Origin of the sequence: Halorubrum coriense DSM 10284 (assembly GCF_000337035.1) — an archaeon.
GTDB classification, from domain to species: domain Archaea; phylum Halobacteriota; class Halobacteria; order Halobacteriales; family Haloferacaceae; genus Halorubrum; species Halorubrum coriense.
In genome coordinates, this window is record NZ_AOJL01000011.1 from 31,965 (window position 1) to 56,843 (window position 24,879).

At 55.5% G+C, this 24,879-nt stretch carries 17 protein-coding genes; 10 read left to right on the forward strand and 7 right to left on the reverse strand.

Annotation, left to right across the window (positions count from 1 at the left end):
* The first annotated feature begins 197 nt into the window (after positions 1 to 197).
* The 6 genes from C464_RS17100 (at position 198) to C464_RS01655 (ending at position 6,761) form a co-directional block, all read left to right on the forward strand.
* Positions 198 to 1,337, forward strand: a complete 1,140-nt coding sequence (locus C464_RS17100; RefSeq protein WP_239640166.1) for a COG1361 family protein — start codon at positions 198 to 200, stop codon at positions 1,335 to 1,337.
* On the forward strand, positions 1,334 to 1,999 hold the full coding sequence (locus tag C464_RS17105; RefSeq protein ID WP_080510375.1) for an ABC transporter ATP-binding protein: 666 nt from the start codon (positions 1,334 to 1,336) through the stop codon (positions 1,997 to 1,999). The genes C464_RS17100 and C464_RS17105 overlap by 4 nt, the downstream gene beginning before the upstream one ends.
* Positions 1,996 to 3,141, forward strand: a complete 1,146-nt coding sequence (locus tag C464_RS01640) for an ABC transporter permease (protein WP_049910762.1) — start codon at positions 1,996 to 1,998, stop codon at positions 3,139 to 3,141. The genes C464_RS17105 and C464_RS01640 overlap by 4 nt, the downstream gene beginning before the upstream one ends.
* A 328-nt stretch (positions 3,142 to 3,469) precedes the next feature.
* Positions 3,470 to 4,642, forward strand: a complete 1,173-nt coding sequence (locus C464_RS01645; protein WP_006111757.1) for a tubulin/FtsZ family protein — start codon at positions 3,470 to 3,472, stop codon at positions 4,640 to 4,642.
* 84 nt (positions 4,643 to 4,726) lie between these two features.
* The gene (locus C464_RS01650) at positions 4,727 to 6,166 is read left to right on the forward strand and encodes a tubulin/FtsZ family protein (protein ID WP_049910763.1); all 1,440 of its coding nucleotides are present in this window, start codon (positions 4,727 to 4,729) and stop codon (positions 6,164 to 6,166) included.
* Positions 6,156 to 6,761: a TetR/AcrR family transcriptional regulator gene (locus tag C464_RS01655; RefSeq protein WP_006111759.1), complete on the forward strand. Its 606-nt coding sequence runs from the start codon at positions 6,156 to 6,158 to the stop codon at positions 6,759 to 6,761. The genes C464_RS01650 and C464_RS01655 overlap by 11 nt, the downstream gene beginning before the upstream one ends.
* A 141-nt stretch (positions 6,762 to 6,902) precedes the next feature.
* Here the strand turns inward: C464_RS01655 and C464_RS01660 are convergent, their stop codons facing one another.
* Both C464_RS01660 and C464_RS18300 read right to left on the reverse strand, forming a co-directional pair.
* Positions 6,903 to 7,538, reverse strand: coding sequence for an IS6 family transposase (locus C464_RS01660; RefSeq protein ID WP_006111760.1), 636 nt, complete (start codon positions 7,536 to 7,538; stop codon positions 6,903 to 6,905).
* Between the two features lie 289 nt (positions 7,539 to 7,827).
* On the reverse strand, positions 7,828 to 8,748 hold the full coding sequence (locus C464_RS18300; protein WP_152420860.1) for a DUF7260 family protein: 921 nt from the start codon (positions 8,746 to 8,748) through the stop codon (positions 7,828 to 7,830).
* A gap of 411 nt (positions 8,749 to 9,159) precedes the next feature.
* Between C464_RS18300 and C464_RS01665 the strand changes: the two genes are divergently transcribed.
* Positions 9,160 to 11,709, forward strand: a complete 2,550-nt coding sequence (locus C464_RS01665; RefSeq protein WP_006111761.1) for a hypothetical protein — start codon at positions 9,160 to 9,162, stop codon at positions 11,707 to 11,709.
* Between the two features lie 509 nt (positions 11,710 to 12,218).
* Positions 12,219 to 15,050: a BGTF surface domain-containing protein gene (locus tag C464_RS01670; RefSeq protein WP_152420861.1), complete on the forward strand. Its 2,832-nt coding sequence runs from the start codon at positions 12,219 to 12,221 to the stop codon at positions 15,048 to 15,050.
* 714 nt (positions 15,051 to 15,764) lie between these two features.
* Here the strand turns inward: C464_RS01670 and C464_RS01675 are convergent.
* Positions 15,765 to 16,385 carry a TetR/AcrR family transcriptional regulator gene (locus tag C464_RS01675; protein WP_006111763.1) on the reverse strand — a complete coding sequence of 207 codons (621 nt, stop codon included), beginning with the start codon at positions 16,383 to 16,385 and terminating at the stop codon, positions 15,765 to 15,767.
* Between the two features lie 215 nt (positions 16,386 to 16,600).
* Between C464_RS01675 and C464_RS01680 the strand changes: the two genes are divergently transcribed.
* On the forward strand, positions 16,601 to 18,280 hold the full coding sequence (locus tag C464_RS01680) for a COG1361 S-layer family protein (protein ID WP_239640165.1): 1,680 nt from the start codon (positions 16,601 to 16,603) through the stop codon (positions 18,278 to 18,280).
* 3 nt (positions 18,281 to 18,283) lie between these two features.
* A complete protein-coding gene (locus C464_RS01685; protein WP_049910764.1) occupies positions 18,284 to 20,758 on the forward strand; it encodes an efflux RND transporter permease subunit in 2,475 nt (824 codons plus the stop codon).
* A gap of 743 nt (positions 20,759 to 21,501) precedes the next feature.
* On the opposite strand, the gene C464_RS01690 is transcribed toward C464_RS01685, so the two are convergent.
* The 4 genes from C464_RS01690 to C464_RS01700 form a co-directional block, all read right to left on the reverse strand.
* Complete coding sequence (locus tag C464_RS01690) at positions 21,502 to 23,151, reverse strand: HTTM domain-containing protein (protein ID WP_006111766.1); 1,650 nt, start codon at positions 23,149 to 23,151, stop codon at positions 21,502 to 21,504.
* A 113-nt stretch (positions 23,152 to 23,264) separates the two neighbouring features.
* The gene (locus C464_RS01695; RefSeq protein WP_006111767.1) at positions 23,265 to 23,720 is read right to left on the reverse strand and encodes a pyridoxamine 5'-phosphate oxidase family protein; all 456 of its coding nucleotides are present in this window, start codon (positions 23,718 to 23,720) and stop codon (positions 23,265 to 23,267) included.
* A gap of 194 nt (positions 23,721 to 23,914) precedes the next feature.
* On the reverse strand, positions 23,915 to 24,073 hold the full coding sequence (locus C464_RS19105; protein ID WP_006111768.1) for a DUF7560 family zinc ribbon protein: 159 nt from the start codon (positions 24,071 to 24,073) through the stop codon (positions 23,915 to 23,917).
* Between the two features lie 64 nt (positions 24,074 to 24,137).
* Entirely contained in the window at positions 24,138 to 24,773 is a 636-nt protein-coding gene (locus tag C464_RS01700; protein ID WP_006111769.1) for a helix-turn-helix domain-containing protein, read from the reverse strand.
* Positions 24,774 to 24,879 lie beyond the last annotated feature (106 nt).

Sequence of the window (24,879 nt, forward strand, 5' to 3'; positions counted from 1 at the left end):
TAGTGAATGCGACACCAACGGTCATCAGTTTATTGATTATACTGTCACACCCCACGATAGAAATGCGTCTCCTGTTTCAACGGGTAAAACACAGCAGTAACTCTTAGTATCAGAAGCATCAATCGCCGCTAATGCGTGGGTCCCTCCTCCCTCGATTGGGAATCGCCCTCCTCGTTTTGTTCAGTAGTACCGGTGCGATGGCGGTGACAGCCGCTGACCCGGCCATCCAATTATCGTCGGTAACAGTATCCCCTGATGATCCAACGACTGACGAGCAGGTTACGATTGATGCTACGATTTCAAATCTCGAAAATAGTGAGACGGTCGTTGATGTAACGAGTCTCTACGTCCGATCGTTAAGCAGTACGGAAGAGTTCGCCCGTATTGAGGACATCGGTTCAGTCTCACCTGGTGGCTCTCTGTCTATCCCAATCTCTACGAAGTTTGAAACTCCCGGACAGAAACAACTCGAACTCAATCTTGTTGTCCAAGACGCCAACGGTGACTATCACTCATACAGCTATCCAGTCTACGTTGAGGTCTCTGAAACGGATGTAAAGGCGGATCTCTCAGCAACAGCCCCTGCTAACGAGTCTGAGACAATTGAGGTTTCGCTCACAAACTTTGGTAATACCAATCTCACTGATATCGAAGTGACCGCCACGGCTAACGGTGAAGTCTTCGATAGCAATTTTGTTCGTGATGTCCAACCTGAATCCAGCCAAACTACTTCGTTCGACACCAGCAACATTGCGTCTGATACCGTTGAGTTCACCGCAACATACGATGCCGCTGATGCCAGCTATTCTACATCACTCGTAACCAACGTCAACGAAGAAACACAGGTTCCCGGAGAAATCAGACTTACTGCGGTTGAGGTTTCTCGCATTGGGCCTGGAATCACGATCGAAGGTGACGCTGCGAACCTCGGCGGCACAGATGCCCAATCTGTGCTTGTTCAGGTCAACGACACTGCCGATGTCCAGCCAACATCACCGTCGGGCGAGTACTTCGTAGGTGGCGTTGAGGCCAGTGAGTTCGCTACGTTTGAACTCACCGCCCAGACGGAGGCAAACGCGTCATCGCTTCCTGTCGCAATCACGTATATTGTTGATAATGAGCGTGTGACAACGACGCAGCATGTTGACCTAACAACAACGATGTCTACTGGCAGTGGTGCGACACCCAACGGAGGTACTACTGCTAGCAGCGGTACAGCCGGCCCTCCCTCTGGCACGACCGGCGATAGTAGTCTACCGGTCAGCCTTCTTGCGGGGGGCGCTGTAGTCCTCGTCATCTTGGCCGGTGGTATAGTCTATAGGTGGCGGAGCCAATGAGCGTCATTGCTCTTGATGATGCAGTAAAGCGGTATCACACGGGTGGTGAGGTTATTGAAGCGCTGGCCAGCGTTGACTTCCGCGCTAACCGCGGCGAGATGGTCACAATCATTGGCCCTTCCGGGTCAGGCAAAAGCACCCTGCTGAATATGATTGGGTTGCTTGACACGCCGACAACCGGGCGCGTTAGACTCAATGGGCGTGATGTCACAGACTTCTCTATTGACGAACTCACGGCAGAGAGACGCTCAGAAATTGGATTCGTTTTTCAGGATTATCACCTGCTACCAATGCTTACTGCAACAGAAAACGTTGAGCTTCCGACAATGTGGGACACAGAAAGCGACAGGTATGACCGAGCTGTTGATCTGCTCAATCGCGTTGGACTTGGTGAACGACTGGCACACAAGCCGACCCAACTCTCTGGTGGCCAACGACAGCGGGTTGCCATCGCCCGTGCGTTGATTAACGAACCAGATGTCCTCCTCGCAGATGAGCCAACTGGCAACCTCGATCAAGATACTGGAGCAACTATTCTTGATGAGCTAACAAGACTCAAAGAAAGCGAAAATATCGCCATCGTAGCGGTCACTCACGACGAGCAGTTAGTTGAGTACGCTGATCGAGTTGTTGAGCTTGTGGATGGGACTATCAATACATGAGCAAACGACACCCACTACGGCGATTTCCAAGCGTCTTGATGGCGTGGCGAAATCTCGGCCGAAATCGGGTTCGAACGGCCCTCGCCACACTTGGCATCCTGATTGGCGTTGTCGCGATTGCATCGTTAGGCATGGCTACAGCCGCAATTCAACAACAAGCAACGGCAAATCTTGAAGGGCTGTCGAATGAAATTACAATCTCTACAGGGCCTGACAACCCTAATGATGGAATCTCTGCGGAACAAGTTGACGATATTGAGCGACTTGCCGGTGATGCAACAGTCGTGCCTGAACGCAGCAATGTGACGACACTCTCTGCCCGCAATGGAGCTGAAACGCGCGTCGGCGTAACTGCACTGACGAAAGCAGATGCCATGTATAATGTCTCCCGAGGGCAAATTTCCAACCGGCTCCGGTCTGGGGCGCTACTCTCTGCGGCAGATGCTCGACGACTTGGGATTGAAATTGGTGACCCAGTCACCTACCGTGGACAATTGTACCGCGTTCAAGGAATCCTCTCGTCATCACAAGGGTTTGGTGGCCAACAGCGAGTACTTGTCTTACCGCTTTCAGCAATGGATGATCAAAACCACTACGATTCAGTGACTGTTCTAACAACTCCTGAGCAATCGGTTGAGGCGCTCAGTGCCGCCATTGAGTCTTCGTTTAATACTGATGATGAGCAAGTTGTCCGTGTTCGAAACTTTGCCTCAGTACAAGAGAACGTTGGCTCATTCTTGGGCACGCTTCAGCTCGGCCTTCTCGGTATTGGTTCGATCTCATTAGTGGTTGCTAGCGTCGCCATTCTTAATGTCATGCTGATGAGCACGGTGGAACGTCAGGGCGAAATCGGTGTGCTCAGAGCTATTGGTATTACGCGGGGTGAGGTCCTCCGGATGATCCTCACCGAGGCTGTGTTCCTTGGAGTGATCGGTGGTCTCTTGGGCGTTGTTCTCTCCGCCGGGATTGGGATTGTGCTCTTTGAGTTCCTTGTTGGGAACCCTCTACAGGTGTTCAGTTGGCAGAGCGCCCAGTATCTGTTGTATGGCATGCTCTTTGCGATCGTTGCAAGTACACTTAGTGGGTTGTACCCAGCATGGAAAGCAGCAAATGAGCGGCCCGTTGAGGCTCTCCGGGAGTGATGTTGAACTCAAAGGGGTTTCTAGCTGACTAACACGCTATCGCGAACATCGGCCGTGAGATTTGTTGAATTAACTCGCGTGAACAATCACCCTAGCGCTCTCTTCTGGCATAACTCGCCAGTAAACTACTCAATTCGTGCCCAGAGGTAGCTTAGACTCGCTGTTGAAGCGACAGTTAGTTTCAGCAGAGTGTGTCTGACGCAGATTAATACGTATTGACCCACACCATCCAATACTTGATGATCCGCTCGAAGATTTCCCCTGTGAAAGACATCAAAACGCGGCCACAGCCGCATCAACACCAATCTCTCTGGGAGGAAGGTCGATAATGAAGCTTGCAACAATCGGGGTCGGCAATGCTGGAAGCAAGCTTATCGACCAGATGCTTGAGTTTGAGTTCGAAACGGGTCGTAACCTGTGTCGACACGCCCTCGTGATCAACACCGCTCGGACAGACCTCGCCAAGCCACAGCATCTTGACGAGGACCGCCGCGTACTCATCGGAGACACTCATCAAAAAGCCCGTGGACACGGTGTTGGTGGCGATGCTAAAATTGGCGCTGAGGTCGCTCAAACCGATATTGACGAGATCAGACGCGTGTTTGATGATGTGGAAATACATGAAGTCGACGCCGTGTTAGTTGCCGCCGGGTTGGGTGGCGGAACGGGAAGCGGTGCTGCGCCAGTTGTCATTGATGAACTTCAAAAGATGTACGATGAACCAGTGTACGGTCTTGGCGTGTTACCTGGCACGTATGAGGGTGGTCGTCCAGCCCTGAACGCTGCACGTTCTCTCCAATCATTCGTCACTAAAGTTGACAATTTTATTGCGTTCGACAACGACGCATGGCGCTCTCGCGGGCAGACTATCGAGCAGGGCTACGAGGAGATGAACGAAGAGCTTGCAACCCGAATTGTTACGCTGCTTGCTGCCGGTGAAGTCGATGAGTCAGAGGTTGGCGAAAACGCGATGGATTCGAGTGACATTATGAGGACACTCGACACGGGTGGTGTTTCATCAATTGGGTATGCCTCAACTGATGTTACTCCCGCAAAAGAAGGGTTGTTAGCCAACTTCAAACACGACGGTGAATCACAGAGTGAGTCCACAGATGCCGCTAAAATCAAGGGACTTGTTCGACGCGCGACAAACTCACGGCTCACGGTGCCATGTAATGTTTCAAGTGCTGATCGAGCGTTGATTGTCTTTGCCGGGCCGCCAGATGTTATCTCTCGGAAAGGCGTAGAATCCGCCCGTGAGTGGCTTGAAGAAACAGCTGATACCGTTGATGTGCTTGCTGGCGATGATCCGCGACCTAACTCGTCGACACTTGCAGCTGTGGTGTTACTTTCGAACGTGACTGAAACTCCTCGAATCAATGAAATCCAAGATCAGGCCGTTGACGCACAGAATAAAATACAAGAACAGGATGCTGTTCGAGAACAAGAGATTCAGTCACTGATTACCGATGAGGATAATGATCTGGATCCAATTGTTTAGGTGGGTTTCTCGGAGCTCGAGTGCTTCGAGCGATAAGCCAATTCGTCGTAGTCTCTGTATTGACTTACGACTCTCAACAAGCGAATGAAACTCGCGCTCGTTGGAGTGGGAGGGTGTGGGACCCGAGTTGTTGATCAATTTGTCCGGGCTGAACATCGTACCGGGCGGTCTGTGACTAATGGGAACGTCCTTGCGTTTCACACTGAATCACAGCCGTTTGATAAGACACAAACACTGACCAGCGACCAGCAAGTTCTGCTCGGTGACACTCACCCGGCAGTGCTTCGCCGCGACACAAGTCCGCCGGCCCCCCACGGTGAGCAAACTAGCCAGCCTCCGAGCGGTAGTGAGACACTGACATACACAGATGTACCCTCATCTGAGAGTGATCAAGCTACCTCTCCCACCGGTACTGAAGATTCCAGTAGTAACAAGTCGGACCCTGATTCGTTTGGCGTCGGGGGTGACCCAGATATCGGTGCGCAGGTCGCCAAAGCTGACCGACCAGAAATCCGCCGAGCACTTGACCGGATTGATGAAACAGACGTGACAGCGACGATGCTTGTGGCGGGGCTGGGTGGCGGAACTGGGTCAGGGGTTGGAAGCCTCCTTTTAGACGAACTCTCCTCAATTTATGAAACAGCAGTGTATGCCCTTGGCGTGCTTCCTGCTGGCAATGAGGCTCCAATCCGAGCGTTGACCGCAGCCCGCGGTCTGCAGACGTTCGTGCCACGCACAGACTCTATGTTTTTAGTCGATAATGAGGCCTGGCGTCAAGATAACTCTGCTATTGCCGATAGTTACTCTTCAATCAACAAGATGACCGTTGAGCGGCTTTTGAGTGTGTTTGGTACCGGCGAACGCGCTGGCACGCCGCTGTCTGAAATGCGGATCGATCCTGCAGATATCACACGTACGCTCAACCTCGGTGGAGTCTCAACAATTGGTCATTCAACGATGACTCTCGACACTCAAAGTGTTGGGCTCTTGCGACGGGTTCTTTCATTGCTCCGTCGGTCTTCATCGTCTGTTAGCACACCAGTTGATGCAACACAGATTAAGACCCTGATCAGTCAAGCTGTCCAGTCGAAAATGACCCTACCGTGTGAGATCACCTCTGCGGATCGTGTTCTTTTGATTCTTACCGGTCCCCCAGATACAATCTCAAGAAAAGGATTTGAGACTGGTCGGTATCTCTTAGAAGAAAAAACAGAGACGGTTGAAGTTCTAGCCGGTGATGAGCCAGTTCAGAAGAGTACAGAACTCACAGCAACGGTTGTCCTTTCTAACGTAACATCCGTTCCGCGAATTGACAACCTCCAACAGCGAGCCGTTGCCGCCCAGTCTGACCCTGACGCGGATACAAGCGTGGCATCATCAGCTCATAGTCAACAGTCCTACACACTGTCTGTTACCGATCAAAACTCTACTCAGTCGCATCGAGATACACAACGCACTGAGTTTGACTTTGGTGAAGCTACAACAGATCTCGATACGACAGACTCCCCAGATAATGAAACGTAACACACCCGACTCTGAATGGAGCACCGCAGAAAAGGAGATTCTAGATGCAACGTACTCTGCGTTGCTTAAACACGGCTATGCTGACCTTTCTATTACCCGAATTGGGGAGGAGTTAGATAAATCAAATTCGTCAATATACCACCACTACGATACGAAAACAGATCTTCTCAATACACTTCTTGAATTCACGATTGACCAATTCATGCTACAAATTAAGACACAACCAACAAATGATCCCGCTGAAGAACTCAATACTCTTCTTACAGATCTACTACCGCCTGACGCCTCCGAACGCCCACAACTACAGGTAGTGCTTGTCTGCTTCCGGTCTCAAGCTGTGTCAGACGAAGAGGTTCGCGCTCAATTCACACAGATTGACCAGCGCTTAGCAGCAACTATCCAAGAGATAATTAGACGTGGCATCTCTCAAGGGGTGTTTCGTGAGGTTGATGCGTCGCAGGTGACTGAACACCTTCTCGCTATGATAACTGGTGTGGCGCATAACTCACTTACAACAGACAGAGACGACGCTGCTTCACTGGCCCGTGCGTCTGTCGCGTCCTACATTGAGTCCGAACTCAAGCAGTCCGGCTGAGGAGGTCTGTGCACGCGACAGGGGTGTAATTAAATATCTTTCATTCTCTGCTTAACATATTATTTCAACAACACTTAGTAAATAAGATACCGTCCAGAATTTTCTGACTCAAATATGCTTGTGTTTCCAATGACCTCGTGTTCAGATAAGCTGATTCCATGCGAAGGCGAACGATCTGAGCCACCTTTCAGCAGTTTCTGCTTTGGTGTTGCTGAAACAGTTTGAGAAACTGGTAGTTCTGCGTTTTACCTCACGAAAGACACGTTCGACGCTGTTTCGATTTCCATGTCGTTCATATCTGAAATCGAGGCCGTGTTTTTCACAGGCTCGGTGAAGTGGAACCGCTCCATCAACGAGAAAGATCGCGTCATCTACATCGTGTTTTTCCCGGAGTTCCGCAAAAAACTGATCTGCGATCACATTCGTTCTTGTCGGCTCAAGCTTTGTATGGAGCAAATCGTTTGAATTAGGATCGACAGCAGCGTACAGCCAATATTGTTCACCGTCAAGTTGAATCACTGTTTCATCGACCGCAACGTGATTCGGGCATCGACTAGATTCTGGCTGTAAATCAGCCTTGTGAACCCAATTGTGGACGGTAGATCGAACCCGATCAACACCAAACACCTCAAGAAATAAAACAGTATTCGAAAGCGATAATCCAGCAAGATGGAGCTGAATACTGAGCTTCATCAACAACTTCGGTGTTGCTTCTCGCTCCACAAACTCTAAGTTGATCTCGTCTAAACAGCCGCTGAGGCGGTCGTTTTCGGGCATAGATCACTTTGAAAACGCACCGCCTCACCTTTCAATCCTTATCTGAACACCGTCTCCAATGATAGGCTATGATCGCACCGGCTGTTAGCACTATGTTCAATCGAGACTGAACAGATCATCTTCAACCGGTAGACTACAACAAATCGATAAAGCTACTATACAATACATGACAGTGCCGCATCATCGTACTGCTGGTTGATTATCTAGTACTACTTAGATACCATCTAGTTGGAACGAAGCGGTTCATCATCACTGAGCGGGTGACCGTGGTTTTGGATGTGTGAGACCACTATCCAAAGTGTGAACTAACTTCATTTCTGTCAGCTGAGATCCGTGCTCCGAGCATACCAACCGCTGAAAGCACTGGATAACGTGGCGCGTCACTCTCTTCATAGAGGTACTCATAAAGATTCACCTCTTCAACCGCGCTGCTTGCGCTTGTCGCCTCTTTCATCGGCGAGTTGGCAAGTGTTGCCTGTCGCTGTTGAGCAATCTTGTCAAGTTCAGTTTCGAGTTCGTACAGCCCACACCAGACATCAAACGCGGCGTCTTTCCGACAGGCATGAACCGAGTCAAGATGGGCTCGCAAATTTTCTCGCTTCGTTTCAAGAGTGCACAGGGTTTCCTGCCTGTCGACCAAAGCGCTGATTTCAGTGCTGATAGCGTCTACAAGCGCAGTGCGAACATCTATTGCATTTTGCGCTCGCTCAATAAGCGTTTGTTGTGTAGGAGGTGTAAGAACAGTGTTGGTTACTAGTGATGTGACTATGTCCTCACCCAATCCAGCAGCGAGACTCTCAGCAAGCGTCTCATCGTACCCAGACTTGTAGTGTGACAACGAACGCACTGAATTCTCATACGCTGTCAAAACATATCGTAACGTTGCGTCTCCGGGGCTGGTTGTCGGCTCAATGCCACATGACTGGGTACCTAAAGGCTCAGTAATTTTGTCCGGCTCAAGCTTAACCGGCTCAACACGCTTAATGCGGGTTTGAAACGTCTGAAACGCATCACGCTCTGCGACAACGCAGTCTCGCTCATCTTGACAAGATTGTATTGCGAGTTGAATGTCTCCAACCGCTAGAACAGTTATCATCCCAACACAGATCATGATGCTAACTGCCTCCGGTGACAACAGTTCTTCCGCTCCGGTGCACCCTGTTTTCAAACACGCATTGGTTTGCTCAATTACACGTGGGTGTATTCTCATGGCGATGCTAACTGATGATACTGTCTCCAGTTTGTTTGACAGTTTCGCTCAATTAACTGGAAATGAAACGCACTAGGCCACACCGCTTTCAACAGTCGCTAACCTCTCTATCCGTTGTGTAGGCTCTGTGTACTACGTATTGACCTGGTACGCACCATGTGTTACTGTCGACTATCTGCTCGTCCATCTATCATCTTACCCGACTGAGAGAACATTCACTTCTACTACATACAGCCTGAGTTAGGTCTCATAGCATGACTACGGTCCAACATTCCTGAGAACTCGTGTCTAACCGTTCAATATAGGTGGTCATGTAACTACTGGCTATCAACCCACAGTTACAGTAACGTCTCGGCGACACGTAGCACACCAACCGAAACGGTAATCGGCCCTGGAAAAAACAAGGGGTATATGCCCTCGCCCGAGGACACGACTGCGGCTACCCGTGCCTTCCTCGACGATCACCCTGACGCCGAAGAGTCCCTCGCTGCGCTTGTTGAGCGCGATGCCCAAGAGGAGCCGTGGACGTTCGATGAAATCGAACTTGATTCTGGCCGCTTCGGAGAACTCGTTGCGCGTGATATAGCGATTAGTGTCGACGGCGGCTATCGGCTGGCACACGCTAGCGCAGTCGAATCAGTCCTCGCAACGTCGTCTGATGTTCATACAGGTGTTAGCCCATCAGGGTCCGAGCAGTCTCGAGCATCTCAAGGGTCCAACACGTCTAACAAGGTCGAGCTAGATATCCGCTCACGTCTAATTGGACGCTTTGTATCCGACCCATCAACTACAATCGCGCTCGTCGGCGCACTCGCCACTGTTGCGGTGGCACGACTTGTGGCTCTACTTGCTGTGTTCCGAGATGGATTTGTTGTTTCGCCTGCCAATGACACCTATTTTTTCCGTTACTGGCAGGAACGACTTGCCGCACGTGCTGGTGGCATCTTTGATTTTGGGTTGTTTGCTGACATGGGCGGGGCCGCCAGCGCACGCCCACTTGCGCATGCGACAAACTGGTGGATAACAGTCCTTCTTGGTGGTGTTGATGCCGCACCTATCGTTGCTGCATGGTTACCCGTTCTGCTGTCTGTCTGTGTGGGATGCCTTGTGTACTACATTACCGTTGTCCTCACTGATGATGTCCGAGTTGCACTTGCTTCGGTGGTGTTCTATGGACTTGCACCCGCTAACGTTGTGTATACCTCCGTTGGCTTTCTCGATCACCAAGCACATCAGTATCTCTGGCTCGGGCTGCTTATCGCAACCCTCACGATACTCGGAAGCGATCTTACACGACGACGGGCCACAACTGATACAACAGCTGCTGCGCAGGCTCACGTTCGCGATCCTACGATGTGGGCGGTCGGCCTTGGTCTTGCGCTTGCTGTCTTCGCCTCTGCGCATGTCTGGGGGGGCTCCCCGCTCACGTTCATTCCGGTCGCGGCCATCATCGGAATCCGTGTCATAGTTGATGTCCGCCACGACGTGCCCCCGGTTGCTGCCAACCTACCACTGCTTGCCGGACTTGGACTCGGTGCCGCTGGGGCGTTTGCCGTTCACCATACGCTTGGCTGGCATGAATCACTCGCTGCGATCACGCCAGTTCTTGTGGCTGGTGGAGGTTTTGTTGTCGTTGGTATCGGTGCGGTTTGGCGTCGCCTTACATTGGGACCGGCCAAACTCGCCGTTGTCAACGTGATTGTAGCTATCGGTGCACTCACCGGCTACGTCCTTGCCCGTCCTGATGTCACAAGCCGTATTCGCACCCGTGTAAACGACTTATTCGGCCGTGGGGGCATCTCAGAGACAGTTTCGCTGTTTAATCCAGACTTTGCGGTCGTACTTGGACCGCTCCTACAGCTTGGACTCGGATTTTACTTCGCAATTGTCGTGCTCGCCGTTATCACTTGGGCGTTCACTCGTCGGTATGAACCTGGCTGGCTCGTCCTTACTTGCTTTGCGTGGTACTACATACTACTCGCGACAATTCAGGTCCGTTTTGCCGGCCAATTGGCCATCGTCATTGCACCCTTTGCGGGGATTGGGCTCATCCACCTGCTTTCGTTGGTTGACCTCACACGCCCGGTTGCGGTGCTTAGCCTTTCCGATGATGAGAGTCGGAGTTCGTCCAGACTTACCGGCGCTGCTAATCGTTTTAATAGTGGTTCACTCGGGTCTGTTTCTGGTTCTGGCGACGATCCTACTCCTGGTTCAATCTCAATCACATCGATCCAACTGCCTGCTGAGCGAGGCAAACGGAACTACCTTGTGGGCGCAATTATCGTTGTATTGCTGTTTAATCTCGTGCTTGTGCCCTCACTTGTCGGGCAGACAACCTACGATCGTGCGCAGTTTGATGCTGCCCTTACAGTTGATGCCCATGCGGATAAGGTCAATCGCGAGTATCCGCAAAACTTTGTGTTAAGCCAGTGGACGGATAACAGAATGTATAATTACTTTGTGAACGGTGAGTCGCGGAGCTATGGATACGCACGGAGTACTTACAGTGAGTTCCTTTCAGGATCTAATCCAGACGATTGGTACAATCGACTTCAGTCACGAGTTGGGTACGTCGTAATTACTAACGAAGACCGTATCTCCGTGACAAATACCACATATGCGGCTCTTCAGGAGGGACTTGGTGTTGGCGCCAACGGTACCAATTCGGTCGGCCGGTATCAACTCATCCACGCCGCTGATACTGTTCGAACCTATGCGCTTGTCCCTGGTGCTCAGATTCAGGTTACAAATGTATCTACAGCGTCTGTGACGGCAACTACTACTGTAACACTTCGTGGTGTTGATTACAAGTACACCCGAACCGCGACTCGTAGTAACGGGTCTGTGACACTCAGAGTTGCTCACTCTGGCACATATCACATTGGTAACCGCACGGTCAGGATCACTGAGAACGATGTTTATGCCGGAAATCAGACCCACGTTTCCGTGGCCAGTCAGTAACCCCCGTATGAAAGAGTCACATACGATCTAAATCATGTACGGGTCCGCTAACCTGTAGCTGATGCAAAACTATGTCTTGGGGGTTGACTAGTCCTGTCTATTTTTTGACTAAAAATTGGATCTCATTACTAGAAAGAAGTCTCTTGGCACCACCTGGCCAGTCAAAACTAGCTAACTCCACGCTCGTAACGCTCGCACCACCGGGTTGGTAATATTCTACATCGGAGTGTAATATCACCAACCAATCTCCAGACAACCGCATTTTCCAAAAACGCCCGTCAAAGGCGTGTAGAAGGTTTGTTAAGCGTTATCATACAATTTCAACCCCACAAAGCATATATAACAACCACCACAACCACCAGTCGCAGACCCTACCCCATCCCCAATGCGACACCAATGCGAGTAATCTCTGTCAGGTCTGGTCGTGCCATCGCTGTGACGCCGGTCACTGATGAACGGGGGACTCAGATGGAGACAAAGCACGGTTGTCGCGCTGAAACAACACAACAATGACACAAGACACAACCTATCGCGGAAAGGCCAACGCGGTCTTTTTCGCAGCGATCATGGTCGTATCCATGTTCGCAGCTGGCTTCGCAGCGGCTCCCGTTGCGGCAGCCAGTGTCAATGGCCAGTACGTTAACGACGCTGGCGACCAAGTGGATATCGTTTATCAAGGACAAGACGTCTACCTCACCGGTGGTGACATCGACGCAGCAGCCGTCGACGATACCGTCAATCTCCGTGAGGTAGATAGCTTCGACGGGGGAGTGGTTGATACCAGTTCTCAGGTCGAGCAGCTGACTGTCGAGAGCGCCAGCGAGTTCGGTCTTGGTTCTGGACTGGCTGTCGAGATTGACACAGATGACCTCTCGTCCGGCGATTACTTCATCCGTGGCGCAGGGGACCTCCCGAACAGCCCGGACCAGTCGGATACTTTCGAGGTCACAACCCAGTCGCTCAGTGTCGAGTTTGACGACGACTCGGTGACTGACGAGGGTTCCAATGCGGAAACTGACCTCGATATCTCCTCGGACCGCGGAACTTACAGCGTCAACGTGACCGCTGATGGTCTTGAGGATGAGGACCTGTTCAACATCTTCTCCGGTGACGGGGCCAACTTCAGCTCCGACCGGCCAACCCGGATCGATGCTGACAATCTTGCATCCACGGGCAACTTCTACTCGAACGGTGAATTCAAGATTGGCCTCTACCAGGAAGACGACGAGAACTACGATCAGAAGATCGTGCTCGTCAACATTCAGGACTCGGAGGAGACCATCGACTTCGATGGTATTGACACGGACGATTACACGTTCGAGTTCAATGTGACCGATACGGAGGCATCGGATGCCTCGAGCATCTCTGTTGGCGAACTCGACCGGCAGGCCAGCTTCGACGAGTCCGTATACTCGCAGACGGCTGGTGACATCGTCGAGATGACGGTGGAACTTGACGACACTGACAATGCCTGGGTCCAGATTGGTAGTGAAGAATCTGGGTTCGTCGACGTCCTGTACGTTGAAGACGACGACAGTGACGACGAAGTGACTTTCGAGGTTAACACGCGTGTCCTCGGTACGCCTGTCAACTTCGACGAGGCGTACAATACTGAGGACGACATCGTCGAGAGTGAGCTGTATGACACTGTGTCGAACGACAATGCTCCCGAGTACTACTCGGAAGACACTGACACGACACTCGGTGCGGGCAACAACTTCGAGGGATACCTCCAAGCTATTGACCAAATCGAGAGCGACGAGGGTAAGTTCGACCAGCTCGCTCGCCCGCTCCAGCCGACTACGTACGAAGTTGCTGTGAATGGTAACCAGAACTTCATCGTTAACGAAGACGACGAGTCCGAGCTGGACGATGAAATCGGCCTGGCTACACTCGACCTCACGCAGCCCGGCGTTGAGAACGTCCAGACGTGGACGGCGCCCGGCAACCCGGCTGACGAAACAACGAACACCACCGAACTGCTGAACGAGGTCACGCAGAGTTCGGATATCGCCCTTGACGACCAACTCGTCATCCAGGCAGAAGCGAGTGGGATCTACGGTCATATGGTCCAGATTGAAGACTTTGATGCGCTGGATGATGGCTTCTCGGCCAGCACCCTCTCCGAACTCGACGGTCGCGATGGTGAAGGTGTGAACATCGAGATCGAAGCGGACGATGCGACGGGCAACCAGGACCCGACCTCGCTTGACTTCGATGCGAGCTCGGATGTCATCTCGGTCTTCGTCGATCAGGAGTCCGGACAGATGTTCATCGTCGTCGACACTAGCGAGGACGACTCTGCGTTCTCCCAGTCTGTTGAGGACGGCACGGACTTCACGGCTGAGATTGAGTACGAAGCCGACGATGAGGACCAGTTCGAGTTTAACGGTCAGGGTCCGCTGGGCGGTGCTGCCAACGACCAAAACACGGCTGCGTTCCCGTACTTCGCGGCTGGTGAGGACAACACGGAGTCGGCTTCGGCTGACTTCAGTCTCGCCGACCGCGAGGCCTCGTTCGACAACATCAACGACAACGACGAAGTTGAGATTGCGAACACCGAGTCGGCTACGGTGACGGGCACGACCAACGTTGCGCCCGGTACTGAAGTGAGCGTCCGCGTCCAGTCCACCTCTGGCGTCTCGCCCTCGTTCGTCGAGACGTCTGAAGACATTGAGGTTGGCGAGGACGGTACGTTCGAGGCCGAACTCGACCTCAGCGCTGCATCGGTTGACGACACTGCAACGGTTGACTTCCGTGTTGAGGGTAGTTCCATCTCGGACTCCGACGCAGTGATCGTTGAGCAGGCTCAGGATCCGGCCTCCTTCGAGGTCTCGGAACTGAACCCGCAGGACGTGACCGCAACGGTCGGCGACGCGCTGACCGTGACGGCCACCGTCGAGAACACCGGCGACCAGGAAGCCACCCAGACTGTCGAGTTCCGCGTTGGCGGTAGCGCGGTCGCCAGTCAGGATGTCACGCTTGGTGCCGGTAACAGCACCACCGTTGAGTTCGCGGACGTCGATACGTCCAGTCTCGACGCTGGTGAGTACGAGCACGGCGTCTTCACGGACAACGACGAGCAGACTGCCACGCTCACCCTCGAAGCCGCGGACGACGGGTCCGACGGTTCCGATGGTAGCGACGGTTCCGACGGTAGTGACGGTTCCGACGGTAGTGACGGGTCCGACGGTTCCGACGGTAGTGACGGTTCCGACGGCTCCGACGGTAGTGACGGTTCCGACGGCACCACCGACGACGGCACGCCCGGCTTCGGTGCGATCGTCGCTCTCGTCGCGCTCATCGCCGCCGCGCTGCTCGCGACCCGGCGCAACGAGTAACATCGTTGCCTGAGTCGCGGTTTGTGGCTCGCAACATCGGCCCTTTCGGGCCGACTCACACACGCTCTTTTTATTTCGATCTAATCGAACAGTTACGGCAACAGCTTCCTTGCTGACACGGTTGATTTACTCAATTACATTCGATAGCTGACCTGCTATTGGATTGATAGCGGTTAGTAAAAACGGGAAGAACTCAGTTGGTTGGGAGAGAACCGTTATCTAACTTTGGTACTGTTGAACTGCTCCATTAGAAAGTAATCAAGAATCGGCTTCTGCCTGCTCTGAATCATTGAGCGACGCTGTGGTTCTGCCTGTCTGAATAGCTGGTCGCGGCTCTTGGGTGAATGAAACTACTACTTCTTCGGAGAAGCGTATCATTGCGCGGTCAACACTCCCTTCAGCCTTTGTCATAGCGTTTTCGGCTCTGTTTTAATCTGGCGTCACCCAAAGTCCCTTGATAAAGATCTGGTGAATGACAGCGTCGTACTCCCAACCAGATCGATTAGTTTCCCTCACTGTATCATATGTACAGATCAGTGTCAGACCTGATAAGGTCTCGTTCAGCAGATGACTGATGCTAAGCTAGCCACACGTCCTAATTGATTGCTGATATGCCTGTGTAGTTAGGTTGGTGCGGGAACCCGTCCTCTTATCGCAGTCAAATATCAATTGAGCAGCCACACTCCTCCCGTAGTAGGCTCTTCTCCAGCGATTTTATTTGCTCGTTACAAACAATCCATCAACAACCGTCTCAATGAGGGCATCTTCAATTTGATCATACTCAACACCACTATCGGCGCCTACCGGCGCGTCTCGTGCTCGCACCGTGAACACGAGTGAAATAAAGAGCTGATCTATTAGATCTTTGTCATCGAAGCGAAATGTGTCAAGCTCTGCCCACCGCTCAACGAAAGGGAGGTCTGGGCTACTTGATTTGTCTTTGGTAAACTTCCCGTCTGCTTCTAATTTCTCAAGCTGGTCTTGGAGCGTTCGCAGCTCTCCTTCGACAATTAGCGCGGAGATGAGAGGGTTGGCTTGAACCTCTGCTAGCGTTGTTTTTAAGAAAAGCCGTACCTCCTCACGTGGTGTCTCACCGTCCACAACAGCCTCCGCAATTTTCTGTTCAAGTCTCTTGCGTTCTAGCAGGAGGACCTTGACATATAGTTCCTCCTTCGAATCAAAAAATTGATAAAAAGTGCTTGTCCCGATTCCGACTTCAGTAGTTAGGTCGCTAATGCGGGTCCGTTCAAACCCATACTGCGTAAACAGCTCTCGCCCTGTCTCGACCAATTGAGAGCGAATGCGCTCTCTGTCTTCATCGCTGAAGCGACTCATTTGCCTTCTCGCTGAACGCTTTTTACTGAGTGACTTAGCTTCATCGACTGGCCATTAGGATTCTACGAACAAAATGTTTATCAATTCGTGAACGCTTACAATAGTACACGTCGAATGAAGGACTCCAGCAGCGTAACCGGTGAAGAAGGGCCTATAGCGCACAACGCAGTGCTACACAAAATAGCAACTCTTTGTCGAACAGTAGGGTGGTCTCAATGAACCACCGGCCGATTTTTGCTATCTTCATTACAGCACTCTTGCTCACCAGCGGGATAGTCGGCGGTGCCATGGGAGCGACTCCGATAGACTCGCCTACAGGCGAAACAGCAAGCTCAGATCTCGCTGTATCGTCTGTACCCGGTTCTTCGGTTCAACAAGCAGCAACGCTTGTTCGGGGTGAACCAGACCTGTCTGTGGTGATTGCTCAGCCAGAAGTAACCCCTGGACAAACGAATCAGGTCACACTCCGGATTGTAAACGACGGGGATGTTGACCTTGGGACAGCACAGACTCGCGAGGTTGTTACAACCGCACGCAGTGTCCGGCTGTCCGCGAAGGCTGATAATTCGCCGCTTACTGTTGAGACTGAAACGCTGGCACTTGGTGCTGTCACCGAGGATCGACCCCGTGAAGTAACAATTCCGGTGAGTGTACCAAATGGTACTGACCCAGGAAACTACGATCTTGAAATCGAATTAGAGTACTCTTACACGTCTCAGCAGAGTGGCCGAACCACATACGATGAAGAAGACACGGTAACAGCCAACGTTGAGGTTGAAGTGAGTAACGACGCACGGTTCAAGATCACCGATATAACAACTGATTCACAGATTGGTGATCAGGGTACGCTTGAAGCGACAATTAAGAATGTCGGCGCAACAGCCGCTTACGACGCTACCGTGGCTCTCGAGTCATCAAGTTCTGGGCTAGCACTTGGTCAACGCAGCTCGGACGCTGCGCGGGTCCAATCAATCGAGCCCGGTGAAACAGTCACTGTCCCGTATGACGTTTCGTTTAGCTCGACATCCCCAACCCGAGAGTACGCCATTTCCGGCCAAGTCTCGTTTGACTCACCTGATGGCATCCAACACATTGACCAGGGCCTCACAGCGGGTGTGACGCCGCTTGGAGAACAGACGTTCACACTCGGGAACGTTGAGTCGACGCTTCGTGTCGGTGAAGACGGTGAGCTTACCGGCACAATTACCAACACTGGTCCTGTCACCGCAGATAACGTCGTTGTCCGATACGCAGACACTGCTGGGAATATTATCCCGATTGAACAATCGGCGGCAGTTGGGTCACTAGCTTCCGGTCAGTCGACAGAGTTTAGCTTACCGCTCTCGATCGGAGGTAAGGCTGAGCCAGGGCTCCGTACTATCGACTTTGCTGTCCAATATCGCAATGATGGTGGTGAAGCACGGGCCTACAGCGATGTCGTTGTCAACGCCGAGGTTGCCCCAGAACGAGACCGCTTCAGCGTCGCCATCGAAAACCGCACCATCGATGCTGACGGGACGCGGACTGTCCAGGTGACCGTGACGAACAACCTTGGCGAGCCCGCAAGCGACCTCGAAGCGCGTCTGTTCGCGAACGACCCGCTCGAGACCGGCGACACTGACACCGGCTACGTCCAGTCGCTTGGAGCCGGAGAGTCGACGACTATGATGTTCGAACTCTCTACAACGGGCTCGGCCACACCCGGGAGTACCTACCCAATATCGCTCGACTTCCGGTACGACGACGTCGACGGTGATAGCCAGCTTTCAGACACTTACCGAGTTCCGATCGAAGTGACTGCCAGTGAGGGCGGTGGGCTTCCGCTCCCCATCATCTTCCTCGCCGTACTCGTGGTCGGAACCGGTGGATTGATCGTCTACCGGAGGCGGCAGTAGCTGATGTCACTCAGTGATCGGATCGAGTCGGGTATTCGCCGACTCAACGACGCCATCGTAGACCGACCGCGACAGGTGATTGTCGCATTCTTAGTGCTTACTGCGGTGTTTGCCGGTGGGATCGGACTCGTCAGCACCGACACTGGGGCGACTGATTCGTTCACTGAGGGGCTTGCCGAGCAGGAAGCGCTAGACGCAGTCAACCAGGAGTTTGATGACCCGTTCGAAGCAGATAGCGAGTCAACCCAACTCATTCACACCGGCGGAAACGTCCTCACAAAGGAGGAACTCACCCGCGAACTGCGGCTCCTTGAAGATCTTTCCCAACGGGACAACCTACGAGTCGAGTCGACCAACGGTCCGGCGACGGTTGTCGCGAGCGCGATCGACCCGTCCGCGACAACGATCACCGAGAAGCGACGTGCGCTTGAGGCAGCGAGCCCGACAGCGGTTCGCCAGACGGTCCGGCAGCTGTCTGAGAACCCGCAGTTTAGCCGCGCGGTGTCAACGGATTTCAATCCAACTGCCGTCAGCGCGTCGGCGTCGATCACAGTCATATCGCACGACGTGCCCGCCGGTTTCTCAGGGCTTCAGGAGCTCCAAACGACCGTCCAGTCGATCACGAACGACTACCCGAGCGACATCCGGGCTTTCGGCACCGGCGTGACGAACGCGGAAACGGCGAACGTCATCGGCGACTCGCTCACAATTGTGATGCCGGTCGTCGTGATCCTGCTGCTGATATTCCTCGTGGTCGCGTATCGGGACCCGATTGACCTGTCACTGGGACTTTTATCGCTGCTGATGACCGTTGTGTGGACCTTCGGCTTTCTTGGCTACTCCGGAATCCCGTTTAGTCAACAGATGATCTCCGTCCCGGTGTTGTTGCTTGCCGTTGGGGTCGACTTTGGGATCCACATCATTAACCGGTACCGTGAGGAGGCTGTCAAGGGGTACAGCGCCATCGAGGCGATGCGGGAGGCAAACAATCAGCTGATGATTGCATTCATCATTGTCACCGCCACAACCGTGTTCGGGTTCGGTGCCAATGTGATCTCTGACCTCGGTCCAATCCGCGACCTCGGCATCGCCTCGGCGATCGGGATCATCTTCACATTCCTGATCTTTGGGCTGTTCCTACCAGCGGCGAAGCTTGAGGTCGACAAACTTCGCGACGCTTACGGCGTGCCCGAGTTCAATTCCGCACCGATCTCCTCGAGTGATTCGACGCTCGGCAAGCTGCTCAGCTTCCCGACTCAGGTCAGCCAGTACGCGCCGATCGCGCTTGTGATCGTCCTACTCATTTCGGGGGGAATGGCAACAGCGTACGGCAGCGGCGTCGACACCACCTTCGAGACTGAAGACTTCCTCCCGCCGGAAGAGCTCCCCGAGTACGTCACTGCACTCCCGGGGCCGTTCGCGCCGAGCGAGTACACCGTTGCGGAGACGATCTCGCTGCTGGAGGACCGCTTCTCGACTAGCCAAGACCAATCCGTGAAGATATACGCTGAGGGGAACTTCGAAGAGGATCACGCGCTCGAAGCACTCGTCGCCCCGAACGGGGATCCGCCTAGGACGCTCGCCGTTGCTGAGGGCGGCCGCGCTCGCCCGACAAGCATCATCACGGTGATCCAGTCGCAGGCTGAGCGAGACCCAGAATTTGGACGACTCGTTGCCCGCAGCGATGTCGACGGCAACGGCGTTCCCGATCGTAATCTAGAGCGTATCTACGACGAGCTATTCGCGTCGCCGGCCGGTGATCGGGCGAAACAGTATCTCACGCCCGACCGCCGAAAGGCACAGATCGAGTACGCCATCGACTCGAGCGCGACCCAGAGCGAAGCCGCGGCCGACGCCCGCCAGTTCGCTGATGACTTCCGGCCCCAAGCGACCGCAACCGGCCAGCTCGTGGTGTTCGCCGCGGTCACGGATATCATCTTCAACTCTGCGATCCAAGGACTAATCCTCGCGATGGGGCTCACCGGGATTTTCCTTGTCATCGCCTATGGCGTGTTGGAGGGGAAACCGCTGCTCGGGATCGTTAACCTGTTTCCGATCGCGATTGCGATCGCATTCCTCCTTGGTACAATGCGTGCGCTTGGGCTCTCGCTCAACGCGTTAACGGCGACGATTCTGTCGATTTCAATCGGACTCGGGATCGCGTACTCCGTTCACGCAACTCACCGGTTCATCGATGAGTACAACGAGAACGGGGACGCACTCACGTCGATGATCATCACGTTCTCCGGAACGGGTGGCGCGCTGCTCGGCAGTATGCTCACCACATCGCTTGGTACTGGAGCGCTTGCGCTTGCGATCACGCCCGTGCTTGGGGATTTCGGGCTACTCATGGCTTTGAGCGTGGTATACTCGTTTATTTTCACGATCGTTGCGCTCCCCCCTGCCGTTCTCCTGTGGGAACGGTACCAACCTAGTGGAACAGGGGCTGAGGTGTCGTCGCCCCCGTCCCACCACTAAGACGGAGACACGTTTTACTCTCTGTGGGTTGTTCAGATTTCTATCACTGTTGTGTCCACTGCCCGTGCCATTGATTTGCGAAGCCTTCAGGATCCTCCCTCTGAATCGGGCTGAATCCTCTCTCAGACCCGGAACAGTCAAAAATAATATGGAAACATTTGTGTGACAAGATAGCTTGAAGTACATCGAGTTATATCATGTTAATGCTAGTCACTGGCACGAATACCTGTCTGATAGCCGGCTTGGCACTTGCTATCAGTACCCAGATGTGGCGGTGGCTAGTAACCCATCGTGAAAGCTTCCGGTCTGGGAGGCTGACACCTTGGCGTGACATTAAGGACCGCTTCCAGCTCTGTGCTGGTGCGGGCCTTACACTGCCAAACGGCAGTTCGGTGAGTGTACTTTCTAGCCGTGGAGTGGTCCGTGTCACTCACTGTCGGGTCGAGATTTGATCGCCACTACGCCCAAGCCCGCCTCGTCCCTTGGCGACGGCTGCGCCGTCTCGAACCCGGCTCCGTTTCGGTGACGCCGCACTGCGCTACGAGCTGGCAGCGAACCCGCGCAGGCTCTCCTCACGGCCGACACGTGCCCCGCGAAGACCAACTTCGCATCCCCGCGATAGTCGCTCGTCGAAGCGACCACGGGGGCGTTGACATCGATACCACGATGAATCCGTGATGGTGCCGTGAGACTACAAAGACTTACACATAAGTGGACTTCGGCCGGACCGACGCGCCCAGTCGCTACTCGTTCTGGATGAACTCGCCCGAGCAGTCGTACTCGATCAGCTCGTACTCGTCCGCGGCCTCGACCGTTCCGTTGTAGGGGTTCGTCCGCTCATACCCCCGGTAGATCGTCACAGTCTCGACATCCGTCTCGTGGGTGCGGTTCCAGTCGCCACAGAGGTAGTTCGCGAGGTACGAGCGGTGGTTCTCGTTGTCGGCGCCGTCGACGTTCTTGAGGTACTTCCGCCACCGCGAGGTCCGGTAAGTGGTCTCCGCGCGGTCGGGTCTGTCGAAGGTGACCGCGGCGTCGCGGTACACGTCGCGCTCGGTCCCGTCTTCGAGCGCGCCGACCGCGACGATCCAGCGGGTCGTGTGGATCGGGTCGGGCGCGAACATCTGCCACGACTGGGTCATCTCGACGGTGTCCAAGGCGTCCTCGGCGGGGTCTGGAACCTCGGCGTAGCCGACTGATGCCGCGCTCGACAAGAGGATCAACACGAGGAACGCGTACGGGAGGACCGTCGTGAAGAGGACGCGACCGCGGGCGAGCCCCCCACTTCGGAGGGCGGCGAGCCGCTCCGCGCCGACCGGTCGCGGGAGCGCGGCGTCGACCGCGTTCAGGCGCCGCGCCAGCGAGACGCACCGGGCTCGCCAGCTTGCGACCCCCCGCGCCCAGTTCAGTCGGTCGACGACGCGCGCGACGACGTCCCAAACCGGGGTTTGGAAGAACGGGAGGAAGCCGACGACGACGACGACCGGGAAGAGGCCGACACGGATCGTGACCGCCATCCCAAGGTGCATCCCGACGAACAGCGACGCGAGGACGGCGCGCGGGAACCCGGTGAGCAGGAGCAACAGCGGCGACGCGAACAGCAGCGCCACCCACAACACGGTGAACGCGCGCAGAAGCGGGGTGAACGCAGCGAGATAGTCTCCGAGGAGGTAGCTGAACTGGTCGGCCTGCATGACGTACACGACCGCCTCGCCGCTCATCCAGAGCTCGCTCTCGAACTTGTGGACGGCGTTCGTCAGGTACATGACCAACACCTGCGCGAGGACCGCCATCGCGGCCACGTTCGCCACCGCGGTCTCGGTCGCGTCCAGCGCCGAGACGCCGGCGTCGCCGTCCGCCGTCAGGTCGGTCTCTTCCTCTCTTCCGTCCCGCGCGTCCGGCCCCCTAACGGCGTCGACCGACCAGCGCGCGCCGAGCGGGAGGAAGAGACTCCAGAACAGCAGAGCGAGGAGTAGGTCGTCGCCCGCGTTCAACACCATCGGATTTCGGGCGTGGAGGGAGAGGAGCAACAGCCACGAGGCCGCGGTCGCGAGCCGGGTCCGGTACCCGACGCACAGCGCGAGGGCGACCGCGCCCGCGACGGCGAACACCAGCGCGACAGCCCACGGCTCGCCGACGAGGGCGTGGACCGAGAGCGTCCCCGCGTAGTCCGCGAACAGCGCGCGGCGGGGGAGGACGCCGGCGTCCGTGTAGAAGGCGGTCAACGAGCGCGACCGCGCCGCGAGGTCGGCGAGGAGCACCGCCCCGAGCCCGATTCGGAAGGCCGCGAGCGCGCGTCGGTCGACCGCGACGCGCGCCGCCAGCGCGGTCGAGAGCCGGCCGACGAGGGCCGCGACTCGCGAGCGAGCGGTGTCATCGGGGCGCGTTCCGTTCATAATATCGTCATTCGTCGCTCAGCGTGACTCCTGACTCGACCGTGATAAGCTTGGTGTCGCCGCCTTGGCCCGGGGCAATCGCCGCGAGCGAGACGCCCGGCGGCGAGCCCGTTTTACGCCTCGTCGCGCTCGACGACGACCGTCCGCCCGGTCAGCTTCTCGGGGGTGAACCGGTAGAGCTCGATGTCGAGGTCCGGCTTGTCGGCGGCCCAGATCTCGAAAAGCGGGCGCTGCGTCTCGCCGTACTGCGCGATTGTCTCAGGGGTGAGCTCCTCGAGGTCGACCCGTTCGAGCGCGCCGACGCCGACGACGCTCGCGTACTCGTCGTCGTCGTCGCCGTAGACGACCACGCGGGCCTGCGGCGTCGACGCGAGGAACTCGCGCTTCTCGCTGTCGGGCGTCGACACCAACCGGAGATACAGCTCGCGGTCGTCGGCGTCGTACCCGTAAGAGATCGGGATCGCGTACGGCGCGTCGTCGCGCGCGAGCGCGAGGACGCCCGTCTCGTGGCGCGACAGGTGTGCGTCCACCTCGGCCGGCGACATCTCGACCTCGCTGTTCGTCGGCATACCCGCTCTTCCGCGTACGAGGTGATAAAGGAAACGAGACGGCACAGACGGCGCGACGCGCGGGGATGCGACGACGAGACGATGCGAGGCCGATGGGCGGGAACGCGGCGACGAGACGATACAAGCTCGACCGGTTAGGTCGTGATGACGCGGCACAGCACGCGGGGACCGCGGGGCGATCGTTTCTCAGCCGCTCAGCCGACCGTCGGTGCCTCGCCCATGTCCTCCTCGGTGACCGGCGCTCCGCAGACGACACAGCCCGTCTCGAGCAGCGTCGACCGCATCGCGTTGTCCACCTCGATCGAGCGCCGACACTCCGGGCAGACGAAGGTGTGGGTGGATCGCCCCGTCATACCTGTGGGTACGCTACCCACGCTCATCAAACGGGTCGCGGATTCTCGCGGCTTCGGAACGCGATTAATCGAGCAGCGACCCGAACAGCTTCCGCTGGGCGGCCGCGACGTGTTCGGTGAACGTCGACCGGCCGATCCCGAGCGACTCGGCGACCTCCCCGGCGTTGGCCCCCTTGGGGTGATCGAAGTACCCCGCGTCGTAGGCGGCCGCGAGCACCTCGCGCTGCCGCTCCGTCAGCTCGCTCCGATCGACGGTGACCAGATCTGTCTCCGTCGGCGTCGTCGTCGACTGGAGCAGCCGCAACACCTCCATGTCCGGACACCGGTCGCGGAACGCCTCCAACACCGACCGCAGCGTCGGCAGGTCGCCCGCGTGGAAGGTGAGCCGGAGCCGCCCGTCGCGGATCACCGCCTCCGAAAGCGGCGTCTCGTGGCGGTCAAGGACGGCAAACGGCGAGTCGGAGTCGACGGCCGCGTCGAACCGGTACGCGGCCCGCCCACCGTAGTCGAAGACGACCTCAACTCCCTCGGGAACCGAGAGGTCGGCGTCCCCAATGAACTCCACGACGACGCGGCCGGCGTCGTCAGCGGGCGTACAGCGCGCAATCTCGGCGACCGTCGCCGCGCCGTCGACGACGCCGTCAAACGGGGACGGCGACGACGCCGGCAGCGAGACCTCCGCCCGGATTCCCGATCCCATCTCGTTCGTCCCTACCTGCCCCGGGCAAAAACATTGGCGGGCGCAGGCCCGCGGTATAAAACGCCCCGCATATGATGGGCCACCGTTCGGGTGGGTGGAGCCGATA